The 26,178-nt window shown below is 62.2% G+C and carries 31 protein-coding genes and 2 tRNA genes; 21 read left to right on the top strand and 12 right to left on the bottom strand.

What is annotated here, in order from left to right; genetic code table 11:
• The first annotated feature begins 50 nt into the window (after positions 1-50).
• Complete coding sequence (locus C4S73_RS18035) at positions 51-398, top strand: hypothetical protein (RefSeq protein ID WP_103873887.1); 348 nt, start codon at positions 51-53, stop codon at positions 396-398.
• A gap of 25 nt (positions 399-423) precedes the next feature.
• Here C4S73_RS18035 and C4S73_RS27960 read toward each other — a convergent pair whose 3' ends face one another.
• Positions 424-861 (bottom strand): hypothetical protein, encoded by a 438-nt coding sequence (locus tag C4S73_RS27960; protein WP_160115824.1) that lies wholly within the window; start codon positions 859-861, stop codon positions 424-426.
• 262 nt (positions 862-1,123) lie between these two features.
• Between C4S73_RS27960 and C4S73_RS18030 the strand changes: the two genes are divergently transcribed.
• The 5 genes from C4S73_RS18030 (at position 1,124) to C4S73_RS18010 (ending at position 3,819) form a co-directional block, all read left to right on the top strand.
• On the top strand, positions 1,124-1,576 hold the full coding sequence (locus tag C4S73_RS18030) for a terminase small subunit-like protein (protein WP_103873886.1): 453 nt from the start codon (positions 1,124-1,126) through the stop codon (positions 1,574-1,576).
• Positions 1,577-1,626: 50 nt separating this feature from the next.
• A complete protein-coding gene (locus tag C4S73_RS18025) occupies positions 1,627-2,076 on the top strand; it encodes a hypothetical protein (protein WP_103873885.1) in 450 nt (149 codons plus the stop codon).
• 135 nt (positions 2,077-2,211) lie between these two features.
• Positions 2,212-2,946, top strand: a complete 735-nt coding sequence (locus tag C4S73_RS18020) for a glycoside hydrolase family 108 protein (protein ID WP_103873884.1) — start codon at positions 2,212-2,214, stop codon at positions 2,944-2,946.
• The gene (locus tag C4S73_RS18015; protein ID WP_103873883.1) at positions 2,939-3,490 is read left to right on the top strand and encodes a hypothetical protein; all 552 of its coding nucleotides are present in this window, start codon (positions 2,939-2,941) and stop codon (positions 3,488-3,490) included. Before C4S73_RS18020 ends, C4S73_RS18015 begins: the two co-directional genes overlap by 8 nt.
• The gene (locus tag C4S73_RS18010; RefSeq protein WP_103873882.1) at positions 3,487-3,819 is read left to right on the top strand and encodes a hypothetical protein; all 333 of its coding nucleotides are present in this window, start codon (positions 3,487-3,489) and stop codon (positions 3,817-3,819) included. The genes C4S73_RS18015 and C4S73_RS18010 overlap by 4 nt, the downstream gene beginning before the upstream one ends.
• Before the next feature lie 525 nt (positions 3,820-4,344).
• Here C4S73_RS18010 and C4S73_RS18000 read toward each other — a convergent pair.
• The gene (locus C4S73_RS18000; RefSeq protein ID WP_146071398.1) at positions 4,345-4,689 is read right to left on the bottom strand and encodes a helix-turn-helix transcriptional regulator; all 345 of its coding nucleotides are present in this window, start codon (positions 4,687-4,689) and stop codon (positions 4,345-4,347) included.
• Positions 4,690-5,315: 626 nt separating this feature from the next.
• Between C4S73_RS18000 and C4S73_RS17995 the strand changes: the two genes are divergently transcribed.
• Together C4S73_RS17995 and C4S73_RS17990 are read left to right on the top strand one after the other, a co-directional pair.
• Positions 5,316-6,278, top strand: coding sequence for a hypothetical protein (locus tag C4S73_RS17995; protein ID WP_146071397.1), 963 nt, complete (start codon positions 5,316-5,318; stop codon positions 6,276-6,278).
• Positions 6,279-6,513: 235 nt separating this feature from the next.
• Positions 6,514-7,242, top strand: a complete 729-nt coding sequence (locus C4S73_RS17990) for an outer membrane protein (protein ID WP_103873878.1) — start codon at positions 6,514-6,516, stop codon at positions 7,240-7,242.
• A 245-nt stretch (positions 7,243-7,487) separates the two neighbouring features.
• Here the strand turns inward: C4S73_RS17990 and C4S73_RS17985 are convergent, their stop codons facing one another.
• Both C4S73_RS17985 and C4S73_RS17980 read right to left on the bottom strand, forming a co-directional pair.
• Positions 7,488-7,697 carry a cold-shock protein gene (locus C4S73_RS17985; RefSeq protein WP_103873877.1) on the bottom strand — a complete coding sequence of 70 codons (210 nt, stop codon included), beginning with the start codon at positions 7,695-7,697 and terminating at the stop codon, positions 7,488-7,490.
• Positions 7,698-7,939: 242 nt separating this feature from the next.
• Positions 7,940-8,131, bottom strand: a complete 192-nt coding sequence (locus C4S73_RS17980; protein ID WP_103873876.1) for a hypothetical protein — start codon at positions 8,129-8,131, stop codon at positions 7,940-7,942.
• A gap of 407 nt (positions 8,132-8,538) precedes the next feature.
• On the opposite strand from C4S73_RS17980, the gene C4S73_RS17975 reads away from it, so the two are divergent.
• A complete protein-coding gene (locus tag C4S73_RS17975; RefSeq protein WP_103873875.1) occupies positions 8,539-8,751 on the top strand; it encodes a hypothetical protein in 213 nt (70 codons plus the stop codon).
• On the top strand, positions 8,751-8,990 hold the full coding sequence (locus tag C4S73_RS17970; protein ID WP_103873874.1) for a hypothetical protein: 240 nt from the start codon (positions 8,751-8,753) through the stop codon (positions 8,988-8,990). The genes C4S73_RS17975 and C4S73_RS17970 overlap by 1 nt, the downstream gene beginning before the upstream one ends.
• Positions 8,991-8,992: 2 nt before the next feature.
• On the opposite strand, the gene C4S73_RS17965 is transcribed toward C4S73_RS17970, so the two are convergent.
• Positions 8,993-9,682, bottom strand: coding sequence for an SOS response-associated peptidase (locus C4S73_RS17965; RefSeq protein WP_103873873.1), 690 nt, complete (start codon positions 9,680-9,682; stop codon positions 8,993-8,995).
• A gap of 161 nt (positions 9,683-9,843) precedes the next feature.
• On the opposite strand from C4S73_RS17965, the gene ligD reads away from it, so the two are divergent.
• Positions 9,844-10,884 (top strand): non-homologous end-joining DNA ligase, encoded by a 1,041-nt coding sequence (ligD, locus tag C4S73_RS17960; RefSeq protein ID WP_103873872.1) that lies wholly within the window; start codon positions 9,844-9,846, stop codon positions 10,882-10,884.
• A gap of 34 nt (positions 10,885-10,918) precedes the next feature.
• Here the strand turns inward: ligD and C4S73_RS17955 are convergent, their stop codons facing one another.
• Both C4S73_RS17955 and C4S73_RS17950 read right to left on the bottom strand, forming a co-directional pair.
• Positions 10,919-11,338, bottom strand: a complete 420-nt coding sequence (locus C4S73_RS17955; RefSeq protein ID WP_103873871.1) for a hypothetical protein — start codon at positions 11,336-11,338, stop codon at positions 10,919-10,921.
• Positions 11,339-11,423: 85 nt separating this feature from the next.
• Complete coding sequence (locus C4S73_RS17950) at positions 11,424-11,951, bottom strand: Arc family DNA-binding protein (protein ID WP_103873870.1); 528 nt, start codon at positions 11,949-11,951, stop codon at positions 11,424-11,426.
• Between the two features lie 320 nt (positions 11,952-12,271).
• Here C4S73_RS17950 and C4S73_RS17940 point away from each other — a divergent pair, with 320 nt between their 5' ends.
• Together C4S73_RS17940 and C4S73_RS17935 are read left to right on the top strand one after the other, a co-directional pair.
• Entirely contained in the window at positions 12,272-12,856 is a 585-nt protein-coding gene (locus C4S73_RS17940; RefSeq protein WP_103873868.1) for a phage antirepressor N-terminal domain-containing protein, read from the top strand.
• Between the two features lie 70 nt (positions 12,857-12,926).
• A complete protein-coding gene (locus C4S73_RS17935) occupies positions 12,927-13,127 on the top strand; it encodes a hypothetical protein (RefSeq protein WP_103873867.1) in 201 nt (66 codons plus the stop codon).
• A gap of 90 nt (positions 13,128-13,217) precedes the next feature.
• On the opposite strand, the gene C4S73_RS17930 is transcribed toward C4S73_RS17935, so the two are convergent.
• Positions 13,218-13,294, bottom strand: a tRNA-Pro gene (locus tag C4S73_RS17930).
• 177 nt (positions 13,295-13,471) lie between these two features.
• On the opposite strand from C4S73_RS17930, the gene C4S73_RS17925 reads away from it, so the two are divergent.
• The 3 genes from C4S73_RS17925 to C4S73_RS17915 all read left to right on the top strand — a co-directional run bounded on the left by C4S73_RS17925 (position 13,472) and on the right by C4S73_RS17915 (position 15,922).
• A tRNA-Gln gene (locus tag C4S73_RS17925) sits at positions 13,472-13,546 on the top strand.
• Positions 13,547-13,935: 389 nt separating this feature from the next.
• Complete coding sequence (locus tag C4S73_RS17920; protein ID WP_146071396.1) at positions 13,936-14,679, top strand: SGNH/GDSL hydrolase family protein; 744 nt, start codon at positions 13,936-13,938, stop codon at positions 14,677-14,679.
• Positions 14,680-14,770: 91 nt separating this feature from the next.
• Entirely contained in the window at positions 14,771-15,922 is a 1,152-nt protein-coding gene (locus C4S73_RS17915) for a glycoside hydrolase family 5 protein (RefSeq protein WP_160115823.1), read from the top strand.
• Positions 15,923-16,499: 577 nt separating this feature from the next.
• On the opposite strand, the gene C4S73_RS17910 is transcribed toward C4S73_RS17915, so the two are convergent.
• From C4S73_RS17910 to C4S73_RS17900, 3 genes are all read right to left on the bottom strand, one after another.
• Positions 16,500-17,378: a DUF2279 domain-containing protein gene (locus C4S73_RS17910; protein ID WP_160115822.1), complete on the bottom strand. Its 879-nt coding sequence runs from the start codon at positions 17,376-17,378 to the stop codon at positions 16,500-16,502.
• 489 nt (positions 17,379-17,867) lie between these two features.
• On the bottom strand, positions 17,868-18,503 hold the full coding sequence (locus C4S73_RS17905) for a class I SAM-dependent methyltransferase (RefSeq protein WP_103873863.1): 636 nt from the start codon (positions 18,501-18,503) through the stop codon (positions 17,868-17,870).
• Between the two features lie 63 nt (positions 18,504-18,566).
• On the bottom strand, positions 18,567-20,009 hold the full coding sequence (locus C4S73_RS17900; protein ID WP_103873862.1) for an MFS transporter: 1,443 nt from the start codon (positions 20,007-20,009) through the stop codon (positions 18,567-18,569).
• A gap of 244 nt (positions 20,010-20,253) precedes the next feature.
• On the opposite strand from C4S73_RS17900, the gene C4S73_RS17895 reads away from it, so the two are divergent.
• A complete protein-coding gene (locus C4S73_RS17895; protein ID WP_103873861.1) occupies positions 20,254-21,165 on the top strand; it encodes a LysR family transcriptional regulator in 912 nt (303 codons plus the stop codon).
• A 46-nt stretch (positions 21,166-21,211) separates the two neighbouring features.
• Here C4S73_RS17895 and C4S73_RS17890 read toward each other — a convergent pair whose 3' ends face one another.
• Positions 21,212-22,297 (bottom strand): class I SAM-dependent methyltransferase, encoded by a 1,086-nt coding sequence (locus C4S73_RS17890; protein WP_342210579.1) that lies wholly within the window; start codon positions 22,295-22,297, stop codon positions 21,212-21,214.
• Between C4S73_RS17890 and C4S73_RS17885 the strand changes: the two genes are divergently transcribed.
• From C4S73_RS17885 to C4S73_RS17870, 4 genes are all read left to right on the top strand, one after another.
• The gene (locus tag C4S73_RS17885; protein ID WP_103873966.1) at positions 22,206-23,342 is read left to right on the top strand and encodes an ABC transporter substrate-binding protein; all 1,137 of its coding nucleotides are present in this window, start codon (positions 22,206-22,208) and stop codon (positions 23,340-23,342) included. The genes C4S73_RS17890 and C4S73_RS17885 overlap by 92 nt on opposite strands.
• Positions 23,343-23,374: 32 nt before the next feature.
• The gene (locus C4S73_RS17880) at positions 23,375-24,439 is read left to right on the top strand and encodes a FecCD family ABC transporter permease (protein ID WP_103873860.1); all 1,065 of its coding nucleotides are present in this window, start codon (positions 23,375-23,377) and stop codon (positions 24,437-24,439) included.
• Entirely contained in the window at positions 24,433-25,209 is a 777-nt protein-coding gene (locus C4S73_RS17875) for an ABC transporter ATP-binding protein (protein ID WP_103873859.1), read from the top strand. Before C4S73_RS17880 ends, C4S73_RS17875 begins: the two co-directional genes overlap by 7 nt.
• Positions 25,210-25,300: 91 nt before the next feature.
• Positions 25,301-25,990 (top strand): DUF2161 domain-containing phosphodiesterase, encoded by a 690-nt coding sequence (locus C4S73_RS17870; RefSeq protein WP_103873858.1) that lies wholly within the window; start codon positions 25,301-25,303, stop codon positions 25,988-25,990.
• Positions 25,991-26,178: the final 188 nt, after the last annotated feature.

Genomic DNA, 26,178 nt, shown 5'->3' with positions numbered 1-26,178 from the left:
AAAACGTGCAATGTAGGCTTGTGCCATAATCAACCCCAGACAGGTCTCATATGGACAAGCTGAAGCGTTTTCTTGTGCTCGTACGAGTTTACGACACGACGCGCGACAACCTCGCAAAAGTGGTTCCGCCTCTGCAAGCCCAACTCGCACAGTTGGGCCAAGGATCTCCGGAACAAGTGTTCCGTTCGTTGGGTGGTGACACCTTTGGGTATTTTATTTCGTCGAAGCTGGCGTCAGGCCAAATCCTTGCCGCTTTGGAATCGCCAGGAAAGGGCGGTTACGCCGGAACTGAGCCATTTTTAGGCGGTAAGGATGCTCTCTTCGTGATGGAGATTGGCTCCGATTTCCAAGCGTCGCAGGGCTTCACTCGTGCCGGGACGTGGTTGCAGCGAAACTGACCAGACTGGGCGGCGGCGATAAGTGTCACTTCGACATAAAGGCCAAGATGCCGATAACAACTCCGCCTAACCCAGTTAGAGCGGTAACAGCTGTCCCGAGGGTCTTTAGCCACCATTCCCAAGACGCCCGCTGCTCCAGCGCCTCCTTCCGTACCGCGCCCCGCAAGTTATGGAATGCGGCGTCGGTCAGAGAAGAACGACCATTCCAATTCGAGCGCGACCAGTTGTCTTGATCAGTCGGAAGTGGAACGCGCAGTCTCATAGCTCGGCGAGTTAGACGTTCGCTGTGTATCTGGTCAATTTGATCGACGTATTCCTGTTCTTCGAAAGCTTGTTGCCCGTGAAGCTCGCCAAGTTTTTCATGGCGCTCTCGCCCGTCCAGTTTGCTGATCGTATCTAACGTTTCCTGATGATAGATGGCGCGCAGTTTGACTAGCCCGCGTCGGTATTCCCGAAGCCGCATGGCTTCCCTAGTCCATCGAATCGCCATGCAAGCCCCCGTATTCCGTGGTCCCTAATAGCACGGCGTGAATTACCGGTTCAGACTCTCGTTTAGCTCACGAAATTCGACAAGCAGGATGCAGCCACGGGATCAGTGGCCTGGTGGTCCGAGCAGGCTGACAAGACCGGCTGCCCACCCGCGATCCTCAAGATTGTCGCGATGTCGAGGCGGCCTGTCGGCCCGGTCGCTATGCCGGGCTTCGACGTGGCCGACAGTTGAAGAGGTGGCAGGTTCAACAATGACAGGACGGCGATCAACGTTCACGCAGGAGACGGCAGACACGATTTGCGAGCGCATTGCCGATGGGCAGAGCCTTCGCTCGATCTGCGCTGATGACGACATGCCGGCGAAGTCGATGGTCTTTCGCTGGTTGGTCAGCAACGAGGCCTTTCGGGACCAATACGCGATCGCGCGCGAAGCTCAGGCCGATGCGCTGTTCGATGAAATCCTAGACATCGCTGACACGACGGAAGAGGGCACGAAATCCAAGAGCGGCCCGAACGGCATTGAGACGACGACGGGCGATATGATCGAGCACCGACGCTTGAGGGTCGACGCCCGCAAGTGGATGGCGAGCAAGCTCCAGCCCAAGAAATACGGCGACAAGACGCAGTTGGAGCACTCCGGCGCAGTCGCGTTGACGCCAACCATTCTCCTCAATGGCAAGCCAGGCTGACGCGACGATAGAGGCCGATCTGCAACCGCGTCCGTGGCGATGACCGTTGGATGCCGGCTTGGCTGCACGGCCGCCCGCTCTGGTACGTCGCGCCCGCGGTGGGCCTGCTCGCAGCGCTCGTGCAGCCGTGGCCGGTCGCGGCCTCGCTGGCCGTCACCTACCTTTTATGGGGGCTGTTCGCCTGGGGCCGCTGGTTCGACCTGGGCCGATTGCCGATTGATCCCTTCCGGCCGATCGATGCACTTGAGCGGGCAATTGGTGCAGTCTCGGGCGGCTCCGATCACCTCGCGCTGTTCCTGCGCCATGTGCTGATCTTGCCCGGTCTTGCGCTCGTCGGATTTGTCGGCGGGGAACCCTGGCTGAGCGCGGTCGCGCCGTTCTTCGCTGCCCTTGTCGTCGCGCTCTATGAGGCCGCGTGGCGGCTCTCCCCAACCGCTCCGATCATCCTCGCCGAAATCGGCGTCGGGCTGCTCTGGGGCGCCCTCATCCTCCTAGTCTGACCCGGAGCCGACCATGATCCGATTTGTCCTCACGGGCGCGCTGGCGCTCGCGCTTCTCTCCGCATGTGCCGCCCGGCCCCAACCTATGGGCGAAGGCATTTGGAAGGCCGTTCCCTCGCATGAGGGGCAGCGCCGATGACCGACCGATTCCCTGCCTGCCTTCCGATCACGCTCGCCTATGAGGGCGGGTACGTCGACCACCCCAAAGACCCCGGCGGCGCAACCAACCTCGGCGTCACGATCGGCACGCTTTCGGGCTGGCTTGGACGCCCCGCAAGCAAGGCGGAGGTCAAGGCTCTGACCCTCAAGGCGGTCGAGCCCATCTATCGCAAGTACTATTGGGACGCGGCCAATTGCGGCCGATACCTGCCCGGCGCCGACCTCTGTGTGTTCGACGCGTCCGTAAACTCGGGTGTCTCGCGCGGGAAAGGATGGGCTGCCCAGGTGAAAGCCGGCGCCGACGCCAGGGCCTTCGTCGCGCAGTTCTGCGATATCCGCCTCGGCTTCCTCAAGCGGCTCGGGACGTGGTCGACCTTCGGCAAGGGGTGGTCGCGCCGCGTCGCTGACATCCGCGCCAAGGCAACGACGATGGCGCTCGCCTGGATGGGCGTCACCGGATCGGCGGCAAAGGTCACGCTACTGCTGGAGGCCGACAGGTCCGAGGGCAAGGCCAATCGCGATGCGACTGCGGCCGGAACTGGCAGCGCCAGCGTGGCTGTCTCGCCGGTCGCGGCCGACGGCGCGACGAGCTGGGGCGTCATCGCCATCTTGGCCGTGGTGGTCCTCGGCGCCGTCGCCTTCCTCGTCATCCGATCCCGCAACCGTCGCGATGAAGCGACTGCATTCCGGCAGGAGGCCGCCAATGTCTGACATTCTCTCGACGTTGGCGAGCACGCTTGCGAAGCAGGGGGCGCCGATGCTCGGAGGCCTGATCGGGACGGCAATCGGCGGCCCTGTTGGCGCTGCAATCGGCGGGCTGGCGGGCAAGGCCATTGAAAGCTTGGCCGATGCGTTCGGCGTGCCCGCCACTTCCGAAGCGGTCACGGCGGCGGCCCAGACGCGGCCTGATGCTCCGGCCGTCATCGCGACGGTCGAAGCGCAGGCGCCGGCCTTGATCAAGCTCTGGGAGATCGAGGCGCAGCGCGTGACCGATGCTCAGGCGGCGGAGATCGATAAGGGGTTCGGCTCCTGGCAGTTTTGGCGCGGGGCGTGGCAAGGGCTCATCATCGGCGGATGGGCTGTGATCCTGTTCGCTGGCGTTTTTGGAGGCGGGCACGTGGTCCCCATGCTGCCGATGGCGGACATTGTCAGCGCATGGGGCTCCGTCACCCTGACATGGCTTGCGGTATTCAATGGCGGCCACACGCTGAAGGAAATCGCGCCTTCTATTGGCTTCGGGAGAAAGCGGGCATGAACCTGCGAGTTAATCAGGACGGCAAATTCTGGGACAGGTTCGTCGCCTCGGCTATTCCGGCTGCGATCGGGCTTACGATCGCCGGCATCGTCTGGTGGAGGGATGCAAGCAATGCGGATAGCCGCGCTTCCGAGGCAATCGGTCGAATCGAGCTGCGTATCGACAAGGTAGAGGTCGAGGCTAGGGAAGCCCGGCGCTCGGCAGCCGAGGACCGACAGAAGACCGTGGAACTGGCGGCGGACATGCGCAATGTCTTGCGCTCCACGAGCCGGATCGAGACGCTGCTCGATCGCTGGATGGGCGCGCCTCCTTCGCCTTCGAGGCCGTGAACACTCGCCGCGCAAGAACTTCAACTCAGTCTCGGCGCAATAGCGATTTCGTGTGAAAATTTGGAACGAATTCTTAAGGCAGCAGTTTGAGAATGGGCACTGCGACAAACACGACGCTTGACTAACGGCGATTAATTATCAAATAAAGTCCCATCAGAAGAAAGGGGGCCCCGAAAGGCCCCCTCGGTTGTCGGTCCGCTATGAGCTGCCACTCTCAGCGGAAAATAAGCCAGATCACAATCTTTTTGGCCAACCTCGCAAGCGTGGGACCGCATGCGAGGAAAGTTTCTTTATACATTCGCACCTTGGCAGCCCGCGGGCCCCTCGATGCGAGCGTGGTTGCGGTCAGTCGCAACACGCAGTCCTCGTACCCCTCAGCCTCGGCCCTATTCGGATAACAGATCCGAATGGCCATCCGAAGATGCAGCGGCAGAGACCCTTCCCCCTCAGAAGGGGGCTCAGTCTCGGTCATTAGTCTTATAACCTTGGCGCCGTCGTTAAGTGGACAAGCTTACGCGCCGCGCATCACGCGTAAGCTGCATTGAAGTGGGCACTGGCCATCTTTTCGCCAAGCGACAGAGCGAGTTCGCCTGTCGGTGTGATCGAAAAGAGACGCCTGGGGCGCCCACCGTTATCGGAAGATGAAGACCCGCTCGTCTTAATCAGACCTTTCGCCTCCAGATCCAGTATCGTATTGTATACGGTTGCTAGTCTGATCTCCTTATTTATCTCCTTTTCAATCATTGCTAGGACGTCAGCCGTGCAGACGCCAGCACGGCTTGTCTTGACAGCTTCAAGAATTGCGATGTCCCGCCCGTTAAGAGCGATCGTCGAGGCCTTGTCGCTGTCGAACAGCTTCAAAAGGCTCACGGTTGTACCTCACTATTTACGTGTCGTTCCTTTGTGATGTCGCATCTCCCCGATGCGACAAGGGTTGGCGCGCTATGGTGCCTCGGCTGGGTTGGATTGCATGGTCCGGCTTCCTTACCTCTGGTTGGGTTTCACGTGAGGGGCTGCACGGCCCTTATTCTCACGTCAGAGTTATATACGCGAAACCGATAAAAATAGCAAGGAGAATGAAACGCCTGGGCCGCCGTTTCGACCTGGCATGCCCTTCATTGGATTCTCCTCTGACGACTTGGTGAGCGGAGGGGAACAAGGGCGTCTGCAAACGGTTGTCCCGGCGCGCTCCTTGGCGCCGCGTGGCTCGCCACACCCCCCAGCCGGGCGGGCCACGCGTTCTACCGCCGGCCAGGAAGCTAGCCGCGGATGTACCGGCAACATCCCGCGGTAGCGAACCAATCTTCGGTGCGGCCAGCGCGAGTTGGCTCCACTTGCTAGCAACACCAGTTCAGGGCGTTCCTGGCTGCCATAGGGCCCACGTTGCGTCAGCGGCATGGTTCGACATGGCAGATCGGATGGCGTTGACGGTCATATCGGGGCAAGCTACCGTATCGGCGGTTGGTCGAGCGGACAATACTTCCGTGGATAAGTCTATGGCTAATACTAACGCCTCGGCCTCTCCTGTTCCAAATATTTCACACGACGATATTCGCGCTCAATTGCATTGCATTTTAGCAAGTTGCGATTTTGATGAACCCGACAGGGTGCGCGCGTTTCTCTCCTTTGTTGTTGAAGAGACCCTCGCTGGCCGGGCTGACCGCATCAAAGCATATGTAATCGCAGTCGAGGTTTTCGGCCGGGGAGCCGATTTCGACGTCACGAACGATCCCGTCGTCCGCATCGAGGCGGCACGGCTCAGGCGGGGGTTGGAGCGCTATTACCTGCTTGCAGGCAGCAGCGCGTCGATCGTGATCGATATCCCAAAAGGCGGCTACGTGCCCAGCTTTCGCTGGCAGTCGAACGACCTATGCGGCCCAGAGCAGCCTCGGATTCCCGTTCTGCAGCCATCCGCAGACCCCCGCCCGCGAATGATCACCTGGCTGAGGCTGCCTTGGCTCGGTGCTTTTGCTTTAGCGCTGGCGATCGGCTCGTTGGTGACCTTCCTCGCAATGGCGGACCAACAGATGAAGACTACACGAGCCAGCCCAGAGGGGCCGGCACTTGTCGTGAAGCCCTTCGTCAATCTCAGCGGGAAGGTCGAAGCGCAGGTTTTCGCTGCCGGGCTTGAGGAGGAAATTCTCTCACAGCTCACTCCGACAAAAGAACTCAGGATTTTTCGCAGCGAGGCTGTCAAAGCCTTGGCTTCCTCCGTATCCTCTTCCGATATCGATCGCCCACTTGGCCGACGGTACATGCTTGAGGGCGTAATCCGTGAAGGCGACGGCAAGCTCAGGATTTCAAGCCGCCTGGTCGATGGGGAAACGACCGCTATCATCTGGTCAGGCATCTACGAAGCCGATTTGAAGGCCCTCAGTGGCTTTGATATCGAGACGACCCTGGCGAGCAAGATCGTCGCGTCAGTCAGCCTCCACAGACCATGGGCCAAGGTGCAGTAGAATGTGCAGAGGTCGGCTTGATCGATAGCCGGCCCGTTTCTCTGTCTGGCCGTGGATAGGGATCGGCCCATACCAAGATCGCTATTGGGGGGCTCAAATTTGGCGCTGGGTGCCCGAAATGTCACTCCGAAATATATTCAGCGCGCTTCCTTTCTAAATGAGCGCCGTTAACTTCCCGTCAATGATGCCACATGCAATCGTTGGCGCCCCTGACTGTGCATGGGAGGAGGATCACATGCGTTTAGGCCTTGTATCCACTACTGTTCTAGCAATGTGCCTGGCAGGCTCGGCCTTTGCGGCCGATCTTCCGAGCCGCGCACCCCCGCCGATCGTCTATGCACCAGTGTTCACGTGGACCGGCCTATATGTTGGTCTGAACGCCGGCGTGGGATGGGGCGATTCTGGCGGAGTTATCGTCACGGGACCCACAGCGGTCTCGTCCGGGTCTCTCGGCGGTGGCGGTAGCGACGGCCGGTTCGTCGGCGGTGCCCAGATCGGCTATAACTGGCAGTCTGGCGCCATCGTTTACGGCCTCGAGGCCGACATTCAGTATGTCGACACCGGGGGTAATCTAAATTGGGGACCCTATAGCTGGTGGGGTGGTCGGGGTGGTGGTGATGGCGCCTATTTGGGTACCGTTCGCGCCCGCCTGGGCTACGCCATCGACCGGACCTTGATCTACATCACGGGCGGTCTGGCCTATGGTGGCCTCAACACCAACCCGCTCACCGGAGACTCGACGAGCAACGCTGGCTGGACCATCGGCGGCGGCGTCGAATATGCCTTTACCAACAACTGGACCTTCAGGGTCGAAGGTCTTTACGTCGACACCGGCGAGGGAAGAAAGACCCAGGCCTTCGTCAACCCGGCAGGCGGCGTCCTTCCGGCTGGTGTCTATACCGCGACGACCAGTGGCGGCGGTGGCGCCGGGCTTCTTCGAGTCGGCGTGAACTACAAGTTCTAAGCCCAGCACTATGACCTGTGAGCAGCCCCGCGCTTTGCGCCGGGCTGCTTTTTAGTTTCCGGTGATTACATCGACCCAGCTGCGCCAGCAGCAGATGACGCGCGTCTACCCCACCGTGGGAAGAAGAGGCAGAACGCGACGGCTCCACCCTTGACCAACCGGACCCAACCGTTCGACGAGAGCCTCGTCTATGAGTGGGCGATCGACCTCATTTTACGCGAAGGCCTGGTGCCCGAGGCTTTCCCTCAGATCGCGCGCAGGTTATCTGCCGAGGCCTTGCCCGACCTTTTGTCCTGGACAATCTCGTAGGATACTTTTTGGCCCTCTTGCAGGTCACGCCAGCCCGCCCGCTCGACCGCGCTGATGTGAACGAAGGCGTCCTGACCACCATCATCGGGCTGGATGAAACCAAAACCCTTGGTCGAGTTGAACCACTTCACCGTACCTGTTGCCATGACACACCTTTTATTTTGGAAGCGGCACCATCGCATGGCTGATGAAATCGGCAAGGCGAATATGGCCATGGAGGTTGGCTATCAAGGAGCCAAGGACCACCGACTTCCGAGTTAGTGAATTCAGATCGTACAAGCGGGTGGTTGGCAAAGTCGCGGGCGGGCACAGGGAATCTCCTTGCCGCGTGTCTAGGCCGTCAGCGCTAGCGCCGTCACGATCATTCGCAGCCGATTAAGTTGCTGCGTCATTTTTTCTCCTCCCAAGCCTGTATCGCCTTCACAAGCGCGTTCAATTCCTGCTGCGCTGCATGGTCTTTTGTGCCCTTGGTGAGCGACTTCACTCGTCTAACTGCTAACGCGTAATCCTCGGGCGTTTCGATTACGAAGGACAGCTTACGGGCAGGCTCGTCTCTATCTTGGCGGATTTTGGTTTTCATGGCCCACCTCCGACAGCTCAACCAAGTGGCGGGTTTAACGTTCCGCGATGCCATTGCGACGCCGTCGAAGTTCGGCGCCGTCTCACCTGATCAGAGGCAGTAAGGTTACGGCGGCGATCACAACCACGATCGCGGAGCGGATGAGAATGCCGTGGCAGTGCTTCATAGTCACGTCGGATTGCGCTCGCATGCTCAACTCCTTTGCGCCCCCACCTCAGGCTTGCGCGGAGGCGGGTGTGTCACAAGAGCGAAGTCGGTTTGACAGCCCGTTCGTCAGGCGGCGTGGCGCAAAGAGCACGCTACCCAGAACGGCCAGCGGCAATTTCGCGTTGGACGCGATCAGTCCCGCCTTGACTCCCGTCGGCGCTCTGATGTTCCATATTTGTTCTCAATAAGAGGACGCGAGTATGTCAGCGCAGCCAGAGCCGGAACCCGATGAAACGGAGTGGGAGATTGCTGAACTCGTTGCCGAACACGGCAGCGAGCGCGCGGCCCTCAGGGCCGTGCTGCACGACTTGAATGTGCTTTTGCTCGACGCCGATCAGGCTTCGTCGCGCGGCTTCCTGCGAGGTCTGTTTTCAGCCGGCGCTAGGCGCCCTGATATCGAGGATGAGCCGTGATGGTTCAGCGCAGCAAACGCAGCATGCCACGAAGCAAGGTCGAGGAAATGAAGGCCGTGCTAAAGCCGTTTCATTCGGAGGTTCGCCGTTGGTGCGGCGAGATCCCAATCGGCTCGACGGTGTACGTTGCCCTTGAGAGCTTGAATTCAGCGCTGCTGCTGACCGATCGCCAGTTCAACGCCGAAATCGATGGGCGCACCCAGGGCAAGGGAGATAACGGTCTCCACGATTTCGAGTGACCCTAGAGCGGCAGTTCATCCGAGAACGGCTCGATCGTGCTCGGATCGTCGTCCCCTTCGCCGGTCTTGTTGACCCGCTTTGAGACGATCCATTCCCGTAGCTCACGCGGCGGCTGCTTCAGCAATTCCATGCCGCCCGAACCATCCAGCCAGGCGTCGAAATCCCGTCGCAGGAGCATGCAGGGCATGCGGTCGTGATATTGCGAAGTCCAGGCATTGGCCTCGCGGACAATCATCGTGCAGGTGGTGATGTTCTCGCCCGTCTCGGGATCGCGCCAGCTCTCCCACAGGCCAGCAAACGCCAACAGATCCCCATCGGCGGCGGAGAAAAAGTGAGGTACCTTATCCTTCTTCTCGCCGGTCCATTCGAAGAAGCCCGAGGCCGGTATGATGCATCGTCTGCGGGCATAGGCTTGCTTGAACGTGCCACTCGTCTCGACCGTCTCGACTCGGGCGTTGAACGTGGCGAGCTTGAAGTCTTTCAGCCCGCCCCTGTGCCAGCCGGGAATAAGACCCCACCGGGCCTTGCGCAGCTCGCGGCCCGTCTCGGTGTTCAGGATAATATCCACATCCGTCGTCGGTGCGATGTTGTAGCGCGCGCGCAGGTTGGGCCGATCAGCAGGCACCGTCAGCGGCTGGCTGAAGGCGACAATCTCCTCCCACGAATAGGCTTGGCTAAAGCGTCCGCACATGCGCCGTGATCCTTGCTGACTAATACCAGCCTAGCAGCCTGACGACCTACACCAAAACTGCGTTCAATTGGCCTCGTCAGCACCCGCTGGCGGGGCCTTTTTATTGGCTGGAACGATTCACCGACGCCGCCGTTTCGACTCGTGTGTGTCGGAGTTGTGTTATGTGCGCGCGTCGCGTTTTGCGCTCGGGTCCCGTGGCCGAGATTGCCAGAAGTCCGCTTCCGAAGCGCCGGGATGCACGCCAACGCGCGCTGACTCTTGACCCCATGCCTGACCGTGTCGAGCCCTGCCTGGCGCTCCTGGCATCCAAGCCACCGGTTGGAGATCAATGGGCCTATGAGGTGAAATGGGACGGCTATCGCCTTGCTGTTCATGTCGACCCCGGCCGGAGGGTCCGGATACTGACCAGGGGTGGTTTTGACTGGACGCTGCGGTTCCCGACCATCGCTCACGATATCCGCGAGTTGGGCGTCGACAGCGCCATCATCGACGGCGAGGCCGTGGTCCTCGACGAACGTGGCGCCTCCGATTTCGGCGCCTTGCAGCAGGCCCTTGGAGGACGCGGCGGCAAGCGCTCTGCCGCAGGGGCGCTGCTCTACGCCTTCGATCTGCTCTATCTCGATGGCCGCGATCTGCGGGCGCTTCCCCTGTCCGAACGGCGGCGCTTGCTGATCGACTTGATCGGCAAGCAGCACAGTTCCATCCGCCTCAGCGAGGAAGTCGATGCAGAGGGCGCGCCGTTCCTGAAGCTCGCCTGCGAGATGGGCCTTGAGGGGATCATCGCGAAGCGGCTGGATGCACCCTATCGCGCTGGCCGGGGCGGCGAATGGCTCAAGATCAAGTGCGTCCAGTCGGAGACGTTCGTAGTGATCGGCTACGAGTTCTCGGCCTCAGCTCTCGGTGGACTAGGTCGGCTGCTGCTGGCAGCGCGCAAAGGGAGCACCGATCTTGTTTATGTGGGCGGCGTGGGTACGGGCTTTGGTCAAAAAGCCGCAACGGCAATTCGAAAGCTACTGGACGGTTTCATCATTCCGAAGCCGGCAATACCTCTTAAGCGGTCGAACGTTCGTTGGGTGACGCCCATGATACCCGTCGAGATACAGTTCCGCGCTTGGACTAATGACGGGAAGTTGCGGCATGCTTCCTACAAGGGCATGCGGGAGGACGCTGACATGGCTGATATCTTCGTCGTGAGCGACTAGTGAGCGTGCTTCAAGACGCCGCCGCAGCAGAGCATTAAAAGCAGGTTACGCTATTTCCGATGCGACTGCATGTGACCCGACGAGGGGATGCCGCAGCCGAAGCAGCAGATGCCATCTCTGCGTTACTGTTTCGAGTGGCCTCCTGGGTGCCGATTTGCGCGCCGACCTGAGCGAACTCCAGTTCGGCCTGAGCATCGGATATTTGCCCCTTGTCCTGCTTTTCAGCGATGGCAAGGCGGGACGCCAGTCGCAATTGGAGTAGGTCAGGCTTGTCGTAGACGGCGGACATCTTCTGTTCGGCGCTGTTGATGCAACGAGCAAAGGCTACCTTGGTAGGGAAGGTTTGCGACCGGCATATCTCCTTATCGGCCGCGATCTGTTTCTGCACCTCCGCCTGCCTTGAGACACACCCTGCCATCGCCATCGCAACGGCGGCCAAAACGACAAGCTTCATTGATTCCCCCAGGTAGGCACGACGGCAATTTGATCTCGTGGCGGATCCTTGAGGGGATATTACCACCAAAGGTTAGCGAGTCGAGTTAGGAGCTAGTCTGAAGCAGGCGCTGGATCTCCAATTCCTTCCGCCGTTCGATCAACCGCTCGCGAAGGAAATCAAGACGCTTCCCTGCCTCGCCGGTGGGGCGAGGGCCAAACCTGCGAGGCTTTCCTTCGGCTTCTCGTTCGTCGTCTCTGAGGTGGTGCAGTTCTTCGCGTGTCAGAGAGACGGCCCACTCCGGCGGCGGCTTGATCGTGTGATCGTTGTCGTCGCGGATGAAGCCATATTGAGATGTCAACTCGACGGGCTCGGTCATCCGACGAGCCAGTCGGGTCGCATTCGTGATCTCCCGCACCATCTGGGATAGCTCTTCCAGCCGCTGACCGAGACCGTCCTCACCTCGGTCAAGCATGGCGTAAGTCGTGCTCGCCTCGTCCAAGCTGAAGCTGGCTTCAAGCCGCGCAACGATTTCTGCGTTGATCGACCGCCGGTTTTGGTCGGACGCGTCTCTGATCCTGTCCCGCAGATCGGCGGGCAGGCGAAGTCGAAAGTGTGGATCATCAGCGGCCATGACGCACCTATGACGCAGATTCTGCTTGACCGCGATGACGCATGCTGCGTCTGTTGGTTGACGCACGATGCGTCATAGGAGAATCAATGTCCAGAGAAGACTCGCATTTCAGATTGAGGCTCGCGCCTGACATCAAAGCTTGGATCTCGGCCTCGGCCGCGCGCAACCTCAGGTCGATGACGGCAGAGGTCAGCTTCGCTCTTCGTGAGCGTATGGCAGCGACGGGGGAGACCTTGCAGGGTGAAGCCCCCGCCGCTGCTCTGAACCAAACCGCCCTGGCAGGCGGCTCCATCTACCAACGGTCGTAAGGAGACCATCGGATGGGACAGATCATTACCGTCAATTTCCGTGGAGACCAACTCTACGGCTTCGAGAACGACGACGGCACCTTCGTGGCGCTTAAGCCCATCGTCGAGAGCATGGGCATGGACTGGTCTGGCCAGCTCCAGCGCGTCAAACGCAACCCTATCTTGGCCGAAGGTATGGTCGTCATGCCCATACCCTTCGGGCGTGGCGGCGACCAAGAGGCGGTCAGCATCAAGCTCGAACTGGTCAATGGTTGGCTGCTGACTATCGACACGGGCCGCATCCCGAACGCCGAGGTGCGGGACAAGGTGCTGCTCTACCAGCGCGAATGCTATGCGGTGCTCTACAAGCACTTCTACGGCCGTTCGCAGTCGGAGCGCCGGGATACGATTGAGGGAACGCCGAACACCGAAGAGCCGATGCAGACCAAGCGTTCGCTGGTGACGGAAGCTCGGCAGACGTTCGGCTGCCAGTCGGCCCGCGAACTCTGGTTCAAGCTGGGCATGCCCACGACGCCTTCCATGTTTGCCGACGAGCGACAGGGTGAGTTCTTCACTTACACCGCGATCAAACGCGACCCTGCGGTCGAAGCGGCCTGATCGACGAGCCGACGCGGCGCTGAAACACCGCGCCGGCTCTCCCAACACTCAATCCTCGGGAAATCGAGCGGTGCTTTTCGACATGGAAGATGATGCCCGGGGGGCGGTCGAAATGGCGCAAGCCATATTCGAACTCGTAGAACAGGAGATTGTCAGAGGGAACAAAGGTCTCTCGCCGCTCCTGCGCTGCGTCGCGCATATGCAGGATCACTCAAAATCCGTCCTGCGGATCTGGGAGCTTGCTCATCAACAGGAGACGGGGCGGCCATGATTCGCTGCAATCTGTCCGGGTTTCTGTCCGGAACGAGAAAAAGCCCCGAAGGGCTTTTGTCGTAACGACTTGATATAATACGGGAAATTTTGGTCGGAGTGGCAGGATTTGAACCTGCGACCCCCTCGTCCCGAACGAGGTGCTCTACCAGGCTGAGCCACACTCCGATCCGCTGGTGGGCGGCTTATAGCCAGCGCCGCGGGCGGGTGCAACAGGCCATCACGTCCGGGATGCGGAATTCTTCGTGCAGTCGACACAACTCGGTGCAGCCGTCACTACCTGTTCGTCCCGCGCACGCGACAGGTTGCGCAAGGCTGCGCCGCGTTCTAGAAGGCGCGGCGCGTTGGGGCGTCGCCAAGTGGTAAGGCAGCGGTTTTTGGTACCGCCATTCGGAGGTTCGAATCCTCCCGCCCCAGCCAGAAAAATCGCGCCGAAAACCTCAAAATCTTCGATAAGCACGGCGGTTTCGGGCCTTTCCGCACCTTGCTGCAGACCGGCGTCACGTCGAGGAAGCTGCCATCATCACCAAGCGCGAACTCGAAGCGCTCTGGTCGACCCTCGCCATGCACGCGATCCCGACGACCGGGGAACAAAGCTTGGCGAGACCACAAGGACCGCATATAGGCGGTTCCCGAAGCTTCAGACAGTCACGATTGAGGAGATCAATTTTGGCTTCGTGAACCCGGCGTCGCGCCGGGTCGCGTGTGAAGCCGTGTCGGTCGATAGACTTTCAACGATACCGTGAAATTGCAACGATACCCTGAAATTCCAATGATACCCTGACATTCGTGGCGAGGAGAGTCTCTCGGTGAGATTGCGCAACCTACTGGTCGTGACTATTGGCGCGATCTTGCTGGCGTTTTTTGTCGCCTCGATCATGGCCGGACATAGGGGCCGGGCGCTGGCGTCCGCCCTGTATAACGACGGCAAGCGGTTGGTGGTGGGCGACTATCGCTCGCTGCATGTAGCAGATTTGCCAATCCATTTTTGGGGAGACAGTCTCACCTCCGGCTATGGCGGCTCGGCCTGGCGGGATTATCCGCATATGCTCCAGGCGATTTTTCAGCGGCGGACCGTCAATCTCGGCATTCCCAAGGAAACCAGCTCCGACATCAAGGCCCGGTTCCTTCAGCGCCCTCGAATAGCGGGACCGGAATCGGTCGTGATCTGGGCGGGTCGCAACGACTCCTACCTCCCGGATCAGGTCATCGCGAATGTCGGGGCGATGGTGGCGTCTCTAAATCCGGGGTCAAAATACCTCGTGCTGGGCGTGACGACGGCGGATATGCCGAACGAATTCGTTGGCGAGCCCGACCATAACAGCATCCTCAAGATCAATGCTGCGCTCAAGGCTGCCTATGGCGAGCGGTTTGTCCCGATAAACGACTTGCTGCTCGCCAAGGCGAACCATCGGTTCGAAGAAGACAGGCTTGCGGTTTCGCGCGGCACGCTCCCGCGTTCGTTGCGGTCCGACAAGCTGCATTTGAACGACGCTGGAGCGCTGGAGGTGGCGGTCGCGGTAAACGACGCGTTTGTTAGACTAGGCTGGTAGAATGCTTGGTCCCGTTACGCGCCGCTCGTGCCTCGGCATGCTTGTCGGCACTGTGCCTGGCGTGACGTGCGCTCAGGCCCTTCAAACTGGCATGGTGCCAAAACTCCGACGTGGGATCGGCGTTCATCTGCCGCTGAACTGGCCCGAGGTGAAGCAGGTCGATGGAAAGACCGTGTACGCATGGCCAGCATTCAAGGGGGCGCGTTTTCAACTCGGAGACGATGACCTTCGGATGCTCTCCGCGTGGGGGTTCGATTTCGTAAGGTTGACGCTCGATCCTGGGATTTTCATGGACGCCGCCGGAACGGAGCGGGCGGCCGTGCTCGACGGGCAAGCCATAGCTTTGGTCCAACGCTTCCAGGCCGCCGGGTTTAGCGTGATCGTCGATCTCCATCCCATCGCCCTCAACCCCGTTTATTCGCCTCGGAGCCTGATGGCGCCGGGAGCGGCCGTCTTCTCGTCCTACGGCGATCTGGTGGAACGCCTCGCCGGCGTTCTGAACGGCCTGCCGCATGACAAGACTGTCTTCGAGCTCATGAATGAGCCCTGGATCGAGGCTCCTGCCGATCTACCGCGCTGGCAGGTGATGCTGGAAACACTGCACCGCCGCGCGCGCGCCGCAGCACCCAACCTGCCGCTGGTCCTCACGGGAGCGATGTGGAGCAACTGGCCGGGATTGGTGCGTCTGGATACGCGGCCCTTCCAGGGCAGCAACGTCTTCTACACATTCCACTACTACGACCCGCACAGCTTCACACACCAGGGCGTGCCCGGCGACGATGCGCAGTTTCTCGCCGGTGTGCCGTGGCCTATGACTGCCGCTGAGGCTCGGGGGCTGGTCGATGCCGCTACCCGGCGCGTCCAATCCGCTCCCGATCTCGTCGGCGACGCAAGTGCCAGGGCTACGGCGCGGACTGGTCAACTCGTCGACGCGCTGGTGCGGAAGGGCCACGGCCCGGCGCAGGTCGAGAAGGATTTCGCCACAGTGGCAGCTTGGGGACGCTCGAACGGCATCGAGCCGGAGCGGATATTGCTCGGTGAGTTCGGCTGCGTCGCAAGCGCACGTGAACGACCGCTGGGCGGCGACAGATTGCGGTGGATCGAGAACGTCCGGCGGGCGGCCGAGAGCCAGCGAATGCCGTGGGCCTATTGGAACTTCAAGGGCTGGGGGGGCATGGAGATGGTCAGCCCGCAGGGTAAAATTGACGAGACCGTCCTAGCGCCCTTGGGGTTGCTGCGCTGAGCGCATGCGGCGCTTCCATGGGCGTCCTCGATTCCGACGCAGCCGTCCGTCGCAGCCGCCATTGACGGTTGGTGGAGCCCGGCGCGGGTTTTGCGCCGGTGGATTGCCGGTACAGATCGGGCAAACCGACGTTTTCCGCTTTCGATCGGATCGAGGCGTTACTTGCACGGGGTCACTCGACCAGAAGGCTGGCGTGCTTTCGGAGGCAGTCCTTCAGTGCGCCGATGGGCGATTGGGCATCATTCGCTGCGCCAATACGGTAAGCACATCGTGTCGGAGGCGTCTCTGGGCGACCGCAAGCTGATTCTGACGATAACCCGATGCCGCCAGTCATCGTACTCGGTGATTGGAGCGTCAGCTTAGGGTTGAGGGCGACATCGGCAGCATGTCCGATAGCAGGCATTTGTGCAGCAGCGGCGAGTGCCTGCGATGGGGAACGAAACCGCGTTCTGCCGCATGGTAACCTTGCCGACAAGCTTCAAACGACCGAGTCTGCCCGCCGCCCGTGACGAGGAGACTCTCCGGCTAGACAAGGGCAATGCGGACGAGGTCCGAGTGGCAACGTAACCTCTTACCGTCACCTGCGAATGGTCGAGAAGCGCTTCCCGCCGTAAGTCGCGGTGTAGGGCACCTGGATGTACTCAAACGCCTTCTGAGCTACGCGGGCTGGCAATGTATCCTTCTGCTTGGAAAAATTTGGCAGGTTCCCTGCTCCGAAGAGGACCTCATTCAAATTGAGGCCGACACCGACGTAGAATGTCCGCTCGATCGGATACCTGAGAGCGCGCTCTTTATTTTCAAAGCCACGCGCATCGAAGCCGACATGAAGTTCAGCATATCGCAGCGGCGTGCTTTTGAGCGGGGCAAATCCACTCCCCTTCAATGCCATGACATAGCGTTGACGTTCGTAAGGCGGCAGGAAGCCGCCATCAGAGGTCGTGATCCCGTACTTTTCATAGCTCGCAGGCGTGTACAGCAATCGCCAGTCCAGCTTTTCTCTCATTCCAGGGACCGTGTTCCGGATCATCGAGAACGCCGCGCCGACAGCATTTGCGGCAATGTCCTCCCGCGAGAAGCGATGCTTGCCAGCGAACCCGTCGAGGGTCTCAGCTAAACCCATGATGCCGAATGCGAGTAGCGAGCCGGTGATCTGGGCACCGGTGGAATTGGCCGCACTTGCGCGGATCCGGTCCGTGAGGAGGTCCGCAATGACGAAAGTGGAAAAGGCATGGCCGATCTTGTCCATGCCGCCATGGCGCGTGTTCTTGGCAAACCAGCCTTCCTCAATGAACCGAAAGTTGGAATCCCCCCATCCCCAATCAGCCAACCCGATGACGGCAAGCGCACCGCCGACGGCGGCCAGTTCCCAGCGTACAGACCACAGATGATCACCAAGCTGGCCCACGGAATAAGAAGGAGAGAGCGTGCTGGCGTCCCGCGGTTCCGGCTGCTCCATGCGAGGGGGAACGCCAGACCCTGTCTTGGCCGCCCGGCCCTTCTTCTTGTCGCCCGAACCTGCCTCTGTCGGTTCGGCCGCGTTTGCGATTGCCCCGAAAGTATTGAGCCCGGACGGAGGACTCGCAAAGACGCCTAAGCACGCAAACACGGCAACAGCCGGCGCAGACCTTATGGGAGGACGGTGCGGCACCGAACTGGTAGGCCTAGGCCGGGTTCCAGGCACCATCAAGTTACTCCGTCGTCGTTCCCGATTTAAAAGTATCCTCGCAGGCTATTGGTCGTCGCGGCTGATCGCCACAGCTACCGATTCAAACGACAATGTGTGAACAAAGTGGCATTTTTGGGCTGACTGGGCTGCCCAAGAGCGGGCGTTCTGGACGTCCTCGTCGAGTCGAAAGCGGTCACGATCCTCAATACAACGGGGCTTTGATCTAACCGGCCGCGGGAGACGTATTGGACGGGTTTCCACGCAAGCCCGACGTTCACGTCACCTCTTGCGAGCCACGATGTAGGGGCGGTTGTCGTTGCCCTTCGTTGCGTGGTTTTCCGTGGTGAGAATATCGAAGCCTGCGGCGTGGATATGCCGGCTGAGCTCCGCCGCCCGAAAGACGCCGGCATAGGGGGCTTTGCCGATCGCGCGCATCGCGGGCAAGGCAAGCCGGATGAGCGGGTTCATATCCCCGACGCAGGGTGTCTTGGAAATGAACAGGCCCTCCGCCGCGAGCAAGGCGTGGATGCGGCGCAGCGTGCCGGGCAGGTCGCGGACCAGATGGAGATAGCTGAATCCCAGAACCGCGTTGAACTGTCCGGCGTCGGGCGCAAGCGCTTCTGCGGTCGCGGTGCGGAAGGCTAGGGCCGGAATAGGCTTGGCCGCGTGCTTCTCATTGGCAATTGCGATCATTCCGGGGGAAACATCCGTCGCAAGATAGGTTTGAACATCGCTTGAGAGCCGGAGCGCCGTCGTTCCGGTTCCGCAGCCCAGTTCCAGCACCCTGTCGGCCGGTCCCAACAGGGCGCGGGTCCGGTCCAGCGTGCGCTCGTATCCAGCCTGATCGGCAATCGCACCTTTGGCGTATTTTCGTGACGCCCGGTCCCAGAAACGGGCGTCGTTCGCTATGCTCATGATGGGCGCCTCCTCGCCAGGAGCCTTATCGGAAAAATGCCGCAGCTGCGTGAAGGGCGGCGTTCAAGGCGAGGTACTCGTGCCTCCGGTGCGGGGTTGTCCGGCGCGCATCGCGATGGCCAGGGCCAGGAGCAGCAAGCCACCGGACAGGCCGAAGGTGATGCGCATGCCGGTCGCGATCACGTCCGGCGTTGAGGTCGCGATGCCGTCGGCCCGCGAGGCGAAGGCAAACACCGCGCCCATGGCAGACGCGCCGGTGACGAGGCCGAGATTGCGGGCGAGGCTCAGCATTCCCGAGACCAGCCCGCGCCGGTCCGGGCCGATGTCCCTCATCACGGCCGTGTTGTTGGCCGCCTGGAACAGCGCGTAGCCGGGCGTGAGGACCATCAGCGCTACAATGTAGCCGGCGATGCCGACCCGCAGCGGCAGGGCCGCAAGGAGCAGGGCGGCGAGGATCATGATCGCGAGCCCGGCCAGTGTCATCAGCCGCGCGCCGAAACGATCGACCAGGCGGCCGGCCGGCACGCCCGACAGGGCCGAGACCACCGGCCCGACAGCCATCGCCAGGCCGATGCCGGCTGCATCGAGGCCTAGCGCTCCTGCGAGATAGAAGGGACCGACGACGAGCGTCGTCATCATCACCGTCGCGACCAGCATGTTCGTGAGCAGACCGGTCCGCAGGACGGGCTCGCGCAGCATCGCGAGGCGGATCAGTGGGGAGGTCACCTTTGCCTGAACGTAGACGAACAGGCCGGCTCCGGCAGCAGCGGCCAACAGGAGCGCAGCGTTGAGCGGGCCGAAACTGCCGCGCCCCCAGGTCATGGCCAGCGCGTAGGCTGCCAGGGTCGCGGCCAGCAGCAGCGTGCCGAGCATGTCGAAGCGCGGCCTGTCTCCCGTCTCCCTGAAGCGATCGGGCGGAAGACCACGCCCTATGATCGCAAAGGCGAGGACGCTGAAGGGCAAGGTTGCGAGAAAAATCGCCCGCCAGCCGAAACCCGCTATGAGAACGCCGCCAAGCGAGGGCCCAAGCGCCGTGCCCACCGCCGACATCGTGCCCAGCAGACCCATGGCGCTGCCGGTCCGGTCTTTCGGCAGGGCCTCTCCGACGAGCGCGAGGCTCAGCGTCATCATGATGGCGGCGCCCGAACCCTGGACAGCGCGTGCTGCGATCAGTCCCGGCAATCCGGAGGCGAGGCCGCATGCTGCGGACCCCAGCGTGAAGAGGGCTATGCCGACGAGGAGGAGACGGCGGCGCCCGAACAGGTCGCCGAGCCGCCCGACGCCGACGCTCAGCGTGGTGATGGCGAGCAAATAGGCGAGAACGACCCATTGCACCTGCTGGAAGGAGGCGGAAAAGGCCTGCGCCAATGCGGGCAGGCCGACATTGGCGATGCTGGTGCCGAGGGACGATAGCAGCATGCAAAGCGACAGGCCGGTGAGGCCCCATCGCGCGGAGGCGCTTCGCATCGGCGCGGCTTCGAGGGAGTGTTGGATGTTCACAGGCATTGCTTCCGCCTCTCCGCTGCCGGCGAGGCTGGTTGCGACAGGGCGAGCAAGCAGCGCGATGTCGAGACGGGCTGGGGAAGGCGATGAACCGGGACGGGAGCAAAGCGACAGGGGATCATGATGAGCTCCGAAAAGGTGTTTCGAAGCAGATAGCGGCGTGCGTGGCGTGGCGGAAGGCGCAGCTTTTGCACTCGATCAGTGCATGAAACGCCATGTCACCATTGACTGTGCTAGTCTTGCCGGCATGACACCGCCTGATCTCAACCTGCTCGTCACTCTCGATGTGTTGCTCGCCGAAGGCAGCGTCGCCGTTGCTGCCCGGCGCTTGCGGCTCAGCCCTTCGGCGATGAGCCGGGCTCTGGCGCGATTGCGCGAGACGACCGGCGATCCGCTCCTGGTCAGGGCTGGGCGCGGCCTCGTGCCCACGCCGCGCGCGCTTGAATTGCGGGCGCGTGTCGGGCCGGTCGTGCAGGAGGCCGAAGAGATGCTGCGCCCCGCCTCGGCGCTCGATCTGCAGCGCCTCGTCGCGACGTTCTCGATCCGCGCCAGCGACGGCTTCGTCGAAGCCTTCGGCCCGGCGCTGATCGTGCGCCTGCAGGAGGAGGCGCCCAGCGTGCGGCTGCGCTTCGTGCAGAAGCCGGACAAGGACAGCGCCTCGCTGCGCGATGGCAGCGTCGATCTCGAAACCGGTGTGATCGGGCCGGCGCAGAGTCCGGAAATCCGGGCGCAGGCGCTATTCTCCGATCGGTTCGTCGGTGTCGTGCGCCAGGGACATCCACTGGCGCAAGGCGAGGTCACGCCCGATCGCTATGCCGCCTGCCGGCATATCCTCGTCTCGCGCCGTGGCCGCGATGCGGGTCCGATCGATGAGGCGCTGGAGGCAGTCGGGCTGCGGCGCGAAGTCGCGACGATCGTGGGTGGTTTTTCTGGCGCGCTGGCGCTCGCACGGGCCTCCGATCTCGTGGCCGCCGTGCCCGAGCGTCATACGCAGACGATGCGCGCCGGCATGATCACGTTTCCGCTCCCCGTCGCGGTGCCCGAGATCACCGTTTCCCTGCTCTGGCATCCCAGGCTGGATGCAGACCCTGCCCATCGCTGGTTGCGCGACTGTGTGCGCGCGATCTGCCGGTCACCGCCGGCTTTTGTACAAGCCTGAAGCGGGCCCCAATTCTCGGTTTCTTCGACTTAGCCGGGCTTTGGACTCAGCCGGGCTTGCGGGCCGAGATGATGAAGCGGTCCTGGCTGGCGCGTTCGAGCCGCTGGTGAAGCGGCATGAAACGGCCCTGCGCGCGATGGATCGCCCGCAGGTTGCGATCGATGGCGATGTCGACGAATCCGGTCTCGCCGAGGAGGCGCGCGATCTCTTCAGGGCGGCAACCTGTCGAGAAATAGACGCGGGAGACGATGTCGTTGTGAACAGCGGCATGGGCGCCTGGCGGCGGCGGATTGGCGATCTTTCGTGCCAGCCGCGCGAGCACACGCAGCGCCTTTCCGTTGCCGGGGCGCGGATTGATCATGTCGACATCGACGATCCCGACACGGCCGCCGGGCTTCAGCACGCGGAACCATTCGCGGAAGGCCGCAGGCGGGTCGGGCAGCGTCCAGACCAAATGACGTGTCGCGACGACATCGTAGCTATCGGAGGCCTCGAATGTATCCTCGGCATCGCCCGCATAGAGCTTGATCGGCTTGCCGGAGGTCTTGGCACGAGCCCGCGCCAACATCGCCTCGGAGAGATCCAGCCCCGTCACGCTGTAGCCGAGTTCTGCCAGAAGCAGGGAGATGACGCCGGTTCCGCTGGCGAGGTCCAGGGCGCGGCCGCCTTGGGCGTCGCCGAGATGGCGCGCGAACAGCTCAAGCCAGCCCCGGCGCTCGTCGTCCGAGAAGATCTCATGGCCGGGCATGGTGTCGAAGGTTTCCGACCGCATCGACCAGTAGTCGCGAATCTCGTCCTTGAGGCTGAGATTGTGATGCAGTGCCGTCATGATCCGCGACATTCGTTTTTGCGTTCTATCGCGCGTCAAAACCACGAAAGGGCACCGGGAAGCAAGCGGCATGTGACTCTGGCGCTGCGGAAAGATCAGTGTCCTGAAGTGGCGAGTTTTGTTTTTGTTTAGAGTAATTCCAGAACATAAATCTTGCGTCTCCTGAATGCTGACCATAGGACCCAACGAGTTCATCTTGAAGGCTGATCTCATGGTTTCCTTGCGCGGACTTTTTCGTGGGTCGCTTCTTGCCGCGTCCCTCATCGCTTCGCTGCCGGCCTTTGCCGAAAAAGTCGTGGTCACCGATGTGCTCGGCCGCAAGGTCGAGGTCGAGGCGCCCGTCCAGCGCGTCATCCTCGGCGAAGGGCGGCAGATGTATTTCGTCGCCGCGCTCGACAAGGATGCGCCCTTCAAGCGCGTCGTCGGCTGGCGTGACGACCTCTCCAAGGCCGATCCGGACAGTTACAAGGCCTATCTCGCGCGCTATCCCGAGATCGCCAAAATCCCGAGCTTTGGCGGCATGAAGGAGGGCGCCTTCGATATCGAGCAGGCGATCGCGCTCAAGCCCGACGTGCTGTTCCTGAATGTCGAGGCCAAGGTCGCCAGCGACGAGGCGAGCCTCGTCGAGAAGCTCGCCTCGGTCGGCATCCCCGTCGCCTATGTCGATTTCCGCGAAAAGCCCTTCGAGAACACCGAGCCGTCGATGCGGCTGATCGGCAAGCTCTTCGGCAAGGAGGCGATCGCAGAGGATTTCATCGCCTTCCGCGCGGCCGAGATCGCCAAGATCACGGACCGCCTCGCCAAGGTGCAGAACCTGAAGAAGCCCGTCGTGATGATGGAGCGCGCGGGCGGGTTCTCGGATGATTGCTGCATGTCCTTCGGCAAGGAGAATTTCGGCAAGATGGTCGAGATCGCCGGCGGCCGGAACCTTGCCGCCGACCTGATCCCGGGCACCTTCGGCACGGTCAATGCCGAGGCGGTCGTGGCGGCCAATCCCGAAGTCGTCATCATCACCGGCGGCAATTGGGGCGCCTATGTGCCCGGCGGGGCCTGGGTCGGCCTCGGCCCCGGCAACGACATGGTGGAGGCGCGCCGCAAGCTCGCCGCGCTGGCGATGCGCCCGGCCTTCGCGCAGACGCAGGCCGTGAAGAATGGCCGCGTCCACGCCGTCTGGCACCAGTTCTACAACAGCCCCTATCAGTTCGTGGCGATCCAGGAGATCGCGACCTGGCTGCATCCCGAACTGTTCAAGGACATCGATGCCTCCGCCACGCTGAAGACGCTGCATGAGCGCTTCCTGCCGCTGCCCTACGAGCCCGGCTACTGGGTCACGGTCGAGCGCCAGTGAATTCGCAAGTGAACTTGCAAGTGAGCTCGACAGTGACCGCGACCGCACCCGCGCAGGGAACGGAGGCACGCTTCGCCTATCGCGCGCTGAGCTTCCGCCGGCGCCTGATCCTGGCCGGGTTGTTTTGCCTGCTGCTTGCCAGCTTCGTCGTCGATCTCATGCTCGGCCCCGCGCGCTACAGCGCGACGCAGGTGCTCGATGCTCTCCTCGATCCGGCGGGCGTGCCGGCAGCGCTGCGCGTGGTGATCTGGGACATCCGTCTCCCGGTCGCGCTGATGGCGGTGGTCACCGGGGCGTCGCTGGCGGTTGCGGGCGCGCAGATGCAGACCATCCTGAACAACCCGCTCGCCAGCCCCTTCACGCTGGGCATCTCGGCGGCTGCGAGTTTTGGCGCGGCGCTGGCGCTGGTCTTCGGCGTCGGGCTCCTGCCGATCGCCGCTGACTACATCGTGCCGATAAACGCCTTCCTCGTCGCCATGGCGACCGCGCTGCTGATTCATGTCCTCAGCCAGTCTCGCGGCGTCACCACGGAAACGGTGATCCTGCTCGGCATCGCGCTGGTCTTCACCTTCAATGCGCTGCTGGCGCTGCTGCAGTTCTTCGCTTCCGAGCAGGCGCTGGGCGCGGTGGTGTTCTGGATGATGGGCTCGCTGACCAAAGCGAGCTGGAGCAAGCTCGCCATCACAACCGGCGTCTTCGTGCTGAGCCTGCCGTTCTTCTTCCGTCATGCCTGGGCGCTGACGACGCTGCGGCTGGGCGACGACAAGGCGGCGAGCTTTGGCATCAATGTCAGGCGCCTGCGGCTCGAGATCATGCTGCTCGTCAGCCTGCTTGCCGCCGTGCCTGTCTCGTTCGTGGGGACGATCGGCTTCATCGGGCTGGTCGGCCCGCATATCGCGCGCATGGTCATCGGCGAGGATCAGCGCTTTTTCCTGCCGGCGTCGGCGCTGGCCGGGGCTGCGATCCTCTCGGCTTCCTCGGTCGTCTCGAAATCGCTGATCCCCGGGCTGATCTTCCCGATCAGCATCGTCACGGCCCTGATCGGGGTGCCCTTCTTCTTCAGCCTGATCATGTCGAGCAGGAAACGCGCATGGTAAGCCTCGCGCTCAAAGGCGTCGGCGTCTCCTATGGCCGCCGCATGGTGCTGCAGGGGGTCGACACGCCGGAATTGAGGGGCGGGGAGGTCGTGGCGGTGATCGGCGCCAACGCGGCAGGCAAGTCCAGCCTGTTTCGCCGCATCGCCGGTCTTGTTCTGGGCACGGGTCAAGTTTCGATTTCCGGCAACAGCATCGTGGCCGGGCGAGCCCGCCCCAGCGCCTGCTACCTGCCGCAGGACACGGCGGTGAACGCGGTTCTCACCGTCTATGAATCGATCCTGCTCGCCTTCAAGCAGGGCGGTTCCTGGTCGGTCAGCGATGCCGAACTGCGGCGCATCGATGCGGTGCTGCGCGAGTTGGAGATCGAGGACCTCGCCTTTCGCGGCTTGGGCGAGCTCTCGGGCGGCCAGCGCCAGCTCGTTTCCATCGCCCAGACGCTGGCGCGCGAGCCCGACATCCTGCTGCTCGACGAACCCACCAGCGCGCTCGACCTGCACCGCCAGTTCGAGGTGCTCTCGCTGGTCCGGCGGCTGGCGCATGAACGCCGCATGCTGGTGCTCATCTCGATCCATGACATCAATCAGGCGCTGCGCTTCGCGGACAAGGTGATGGTGCTCGCTCATTCGCGCCTGGTGGCGCTCGGCGCGCCGCGCGAGATCGTGACCCCGGCATTGCTCGCCGATGTCTATGGCGTGCGCGCTCGCGTCGAAGTTCTCGACGGCGACCAGCCGCACGTAATCGTCGAAGGATCGGTCAAGCACGCGGCGTGACGCTCCCGCCCGATTGCTCGCGGCTGTGTTTGCCACTCTGAAACGACTCTGGCTGCATATCGGGGAATGTCGACCGATCCAGAGGTGCTGCGTGGAAACGTCTCTCTATCTGCCCGTCAAGCGCTTCCTCGAAGGCCTGGGCTACATCGTCAAGGGCGAGATCGGGCACTGCGACCTCGTCGCGCTGCGTGACGATGAACCGGCCGTGGTCGTGATCGGCGAGTTGAAACTGACCTTCAACCTCGAGCTCATCCTGCAGGGCGTGGACCGGATGAGCGTCGGGGACGAAATCTGGTTGGCCGCACAGCTCTCGATCAAGGGCAAGGGGCGTGAAAGCGATCCGCGATATCGCAATCTCTGCCGTCGCCTCGGCTTCGGGCTGCTCGGTGTCAGCAAGGCCGGTTATGTCGAGGTGCTCGTGTCCCCGACCGCGCCGACGCCCCGGAAAGACCCGCGACGGCGCTCGCGGCTGGTCGATGAACACAGGCGCCGCCAGGGCGATCCAGTCGTCGGCGGAGGCACGCGCAAGCCGGTCATGACGGCCTATCGCCAGCAGGCGCTTGCCTGCGCGGCAGCGATGACATCGGCACCGCAACGGCCGCGCGATCTCAAGCGATCCTGTCCCGATGCGCAGAAGATCCTGCATCGGAATGTCTATGGCTGGTTCGAGCGCTCCGAACGCGGCGTCTATGCGCTCACGGCGATGGGGCGCAGTGCAGTGGCGGAGTGGACGCCGCCGTCACTTGCTCCGACTCCGGACCGGGACAGGATGTCGGCTTAGATCGTTTCGCGTTCAAGTAAATGCGGTTAGTCATCCCGGGCGGAGCGTAGCGGAGACCCGGGATCCATTCCGGAGCGCGTCCGATAGAGGTTCCGGAATGGATCCCGGATCGGCGCCGCTATGCGGCTTGTCCGGGATGACAGCGCTCCCAACCAAAACGCGAAACAAACCGGAGCCCGAGTTCGCCC

This window comes from Allobosea lathyri, from assembly GCF_900108245.1.
Lineage (GTDB): Bacteria > Pseudomonadota > Alphaproteobacteria > Rhizobiales > Beijerinckiaceae > Allobosea > Allobosea lathyri.
Note: the sequence above shows the minus strand (reverse complement) of the source record. Positions and strands in the feature narration are given on the sequence as shown.

Coding starts and splice junctions, on each gene's coding strand:
- C4S73_RS17910 (WP_160115822.1), bottom strand. CDS start 17,378: ATGGAGCAGCCGGAACCGCGGGACGCCAGCACGCTCTCTCCTTCTTAT.
- C4S73_RS17915 (WP_160115823.1), top strand. CDS start 14,771: ATGGTGCCAAAACTCCGACGTGGGATCGGCGTTCATCTGCCGCTGAAC.
- C4S73_RS17900 (WP_103873862.1), bottom strand. CDS start 20,009: ATGCCTGTGAACATCCAACACTCCCTCGAAGCCGCGCCGATGCGAAGC.
- C4S73_RS17995 (WP_146071397.1), top strand. CDS start 5,316: ATGGCTAATACTAACGCCTCGGCCTCTCCTGTTCCAAATATTTCACAC.
- C4S73_RS17905 (WP_103873863.1), bottom strand. CDS start 18,503: ATGAGCATAGCGAACGACGCCCGTTTCTGGGACCGGGCGTCACGAAAA.
- ligD (WP_103873872.1), top strand. CDS start 9,844: ATGTGCGCGCGTCGCGTTTTGCGCTCGGGTCCCGTGGCCGAGATTGCC.
- C4S73_RS17895 (WP_103873861.1), top strand. CDS start 20,254: ATGACACCGCCTGATCTCAACCTGCTCGTCACTCTCGATGTGTTGCTC.
- C4S73_RS17950 (WP_103873870.1), bottom strand. CDS start 11,951: ATGGCCGCTGATGATCCACACTTTCGACTTCGCCTGCCCGCCGATCTG.
- C4S73_RS17985 (WP_103873877.1), bottom strand. CDS start 7,697: ATGGCAACAGGTACGGTGAAGTGGTTCAACTCGACCAAGGGTTTTGGT.
- C4S73_RS17980 (WP_103873876.1), bottom strand. CDS start 8,131: ATGAAAACCAAAATCCGCCAAGATAGAGACGAGCCTGCCCGTAAGCTG.
- C4S73_RS17955 (WP_103873871.1), bottom strand. CDS start 11,338: ATGAAGCTTGTCGTTTTGGCCGCCGTTGCGATGGCGATGGCAGGGTGT.
- C4S73_RS18010 (WP_103873882.1), top strand. CDS start 3,487: ATGAACCTGCGAGTTAATCAGGACGGCAAATTCTGGGACAGGTTCGTC.
- C4S73_RS17885 (WP_103873966.1), top strand. CDS start 22,206: ATGGTTTCCTTGCGCGGACTTTTTCGTGGGTCGCTTCTTGCCGCGTCC.
- C4S73_RS18015 (WP_103873883.1), top strand. CDS start 2,939: ATGTCTGACATTCTCTCGACGTTGGCGAGCACGCTTGCGAAGCAGGGG.
- C4S73_RS18020 (WP_103873884.1), top strand. CDS start 2,212: ATGACCGACCGATTCCCTGCCTGCCTTCCGATCACGCTCGCCTATGAG.
- C4S73_RS17875 (WP_103873859.1), top strand. CDS start 24,433: ATGGTAAGCCTCGCGCTCAAAGGCGTCGGCGTCTCCTATGGCCGCCGC.
- C4S73_RS17965 (WP_103873873.1), bottom strand. CDS start 9,682: ATGTGCGGACGCTTTAGCCAAGCCTATTCGTGGGAGGAGATTGTCGCC.
- C4S73_RS27960 (WP_160115824.1), bottom strand. CDS start 861: ATGCGGCTTCGGGAATACCGACGCGGGCTAGTCAAACTGCGCGCCATC.
- C4S73_RS18035 (WP_103873887.1), top strand. CDS start 51: ATGGACAAGCTGAAGCGTTTTCTTGTGCTCGTACGAGTTTACGACACG.
- C4S73_RS17975 (WP_103873875.1), top strand. CDS start 8,539: ATGTCAGCGCAGCCAGAGCCGGAACCCGATGAAACGGAGTGGGAGATT.
- C4S73_RS18025 (WP_103873885.1), top strand. CDS start 1,627: ATGCCGGCTTGGCTGCACGGCCGCCCGCTCTGGTACGTCGCGCCCGCG.
- C4S73_RS17970 (WP_103873874.1), top strand. CDS start 8,751: ATGGTTCAGCGCAGCAAACGCAGCATGCCACGAAGCAAGGTCGAGGAA.
- C4S73_RS17940 (WP_103873868.1), top strand. CDS start 12,272: ATGGGACAGATCATTACCGTCAATTTCCGTGGAGACCAACTCTACGGC.
- C4S73_RS17990 (WP_103873878.1), top strand. CDS start 6,514: ATGCGTTTAGGCCTTGTATCCACTACTGTTCTAGCAATGTGCCTGGCA.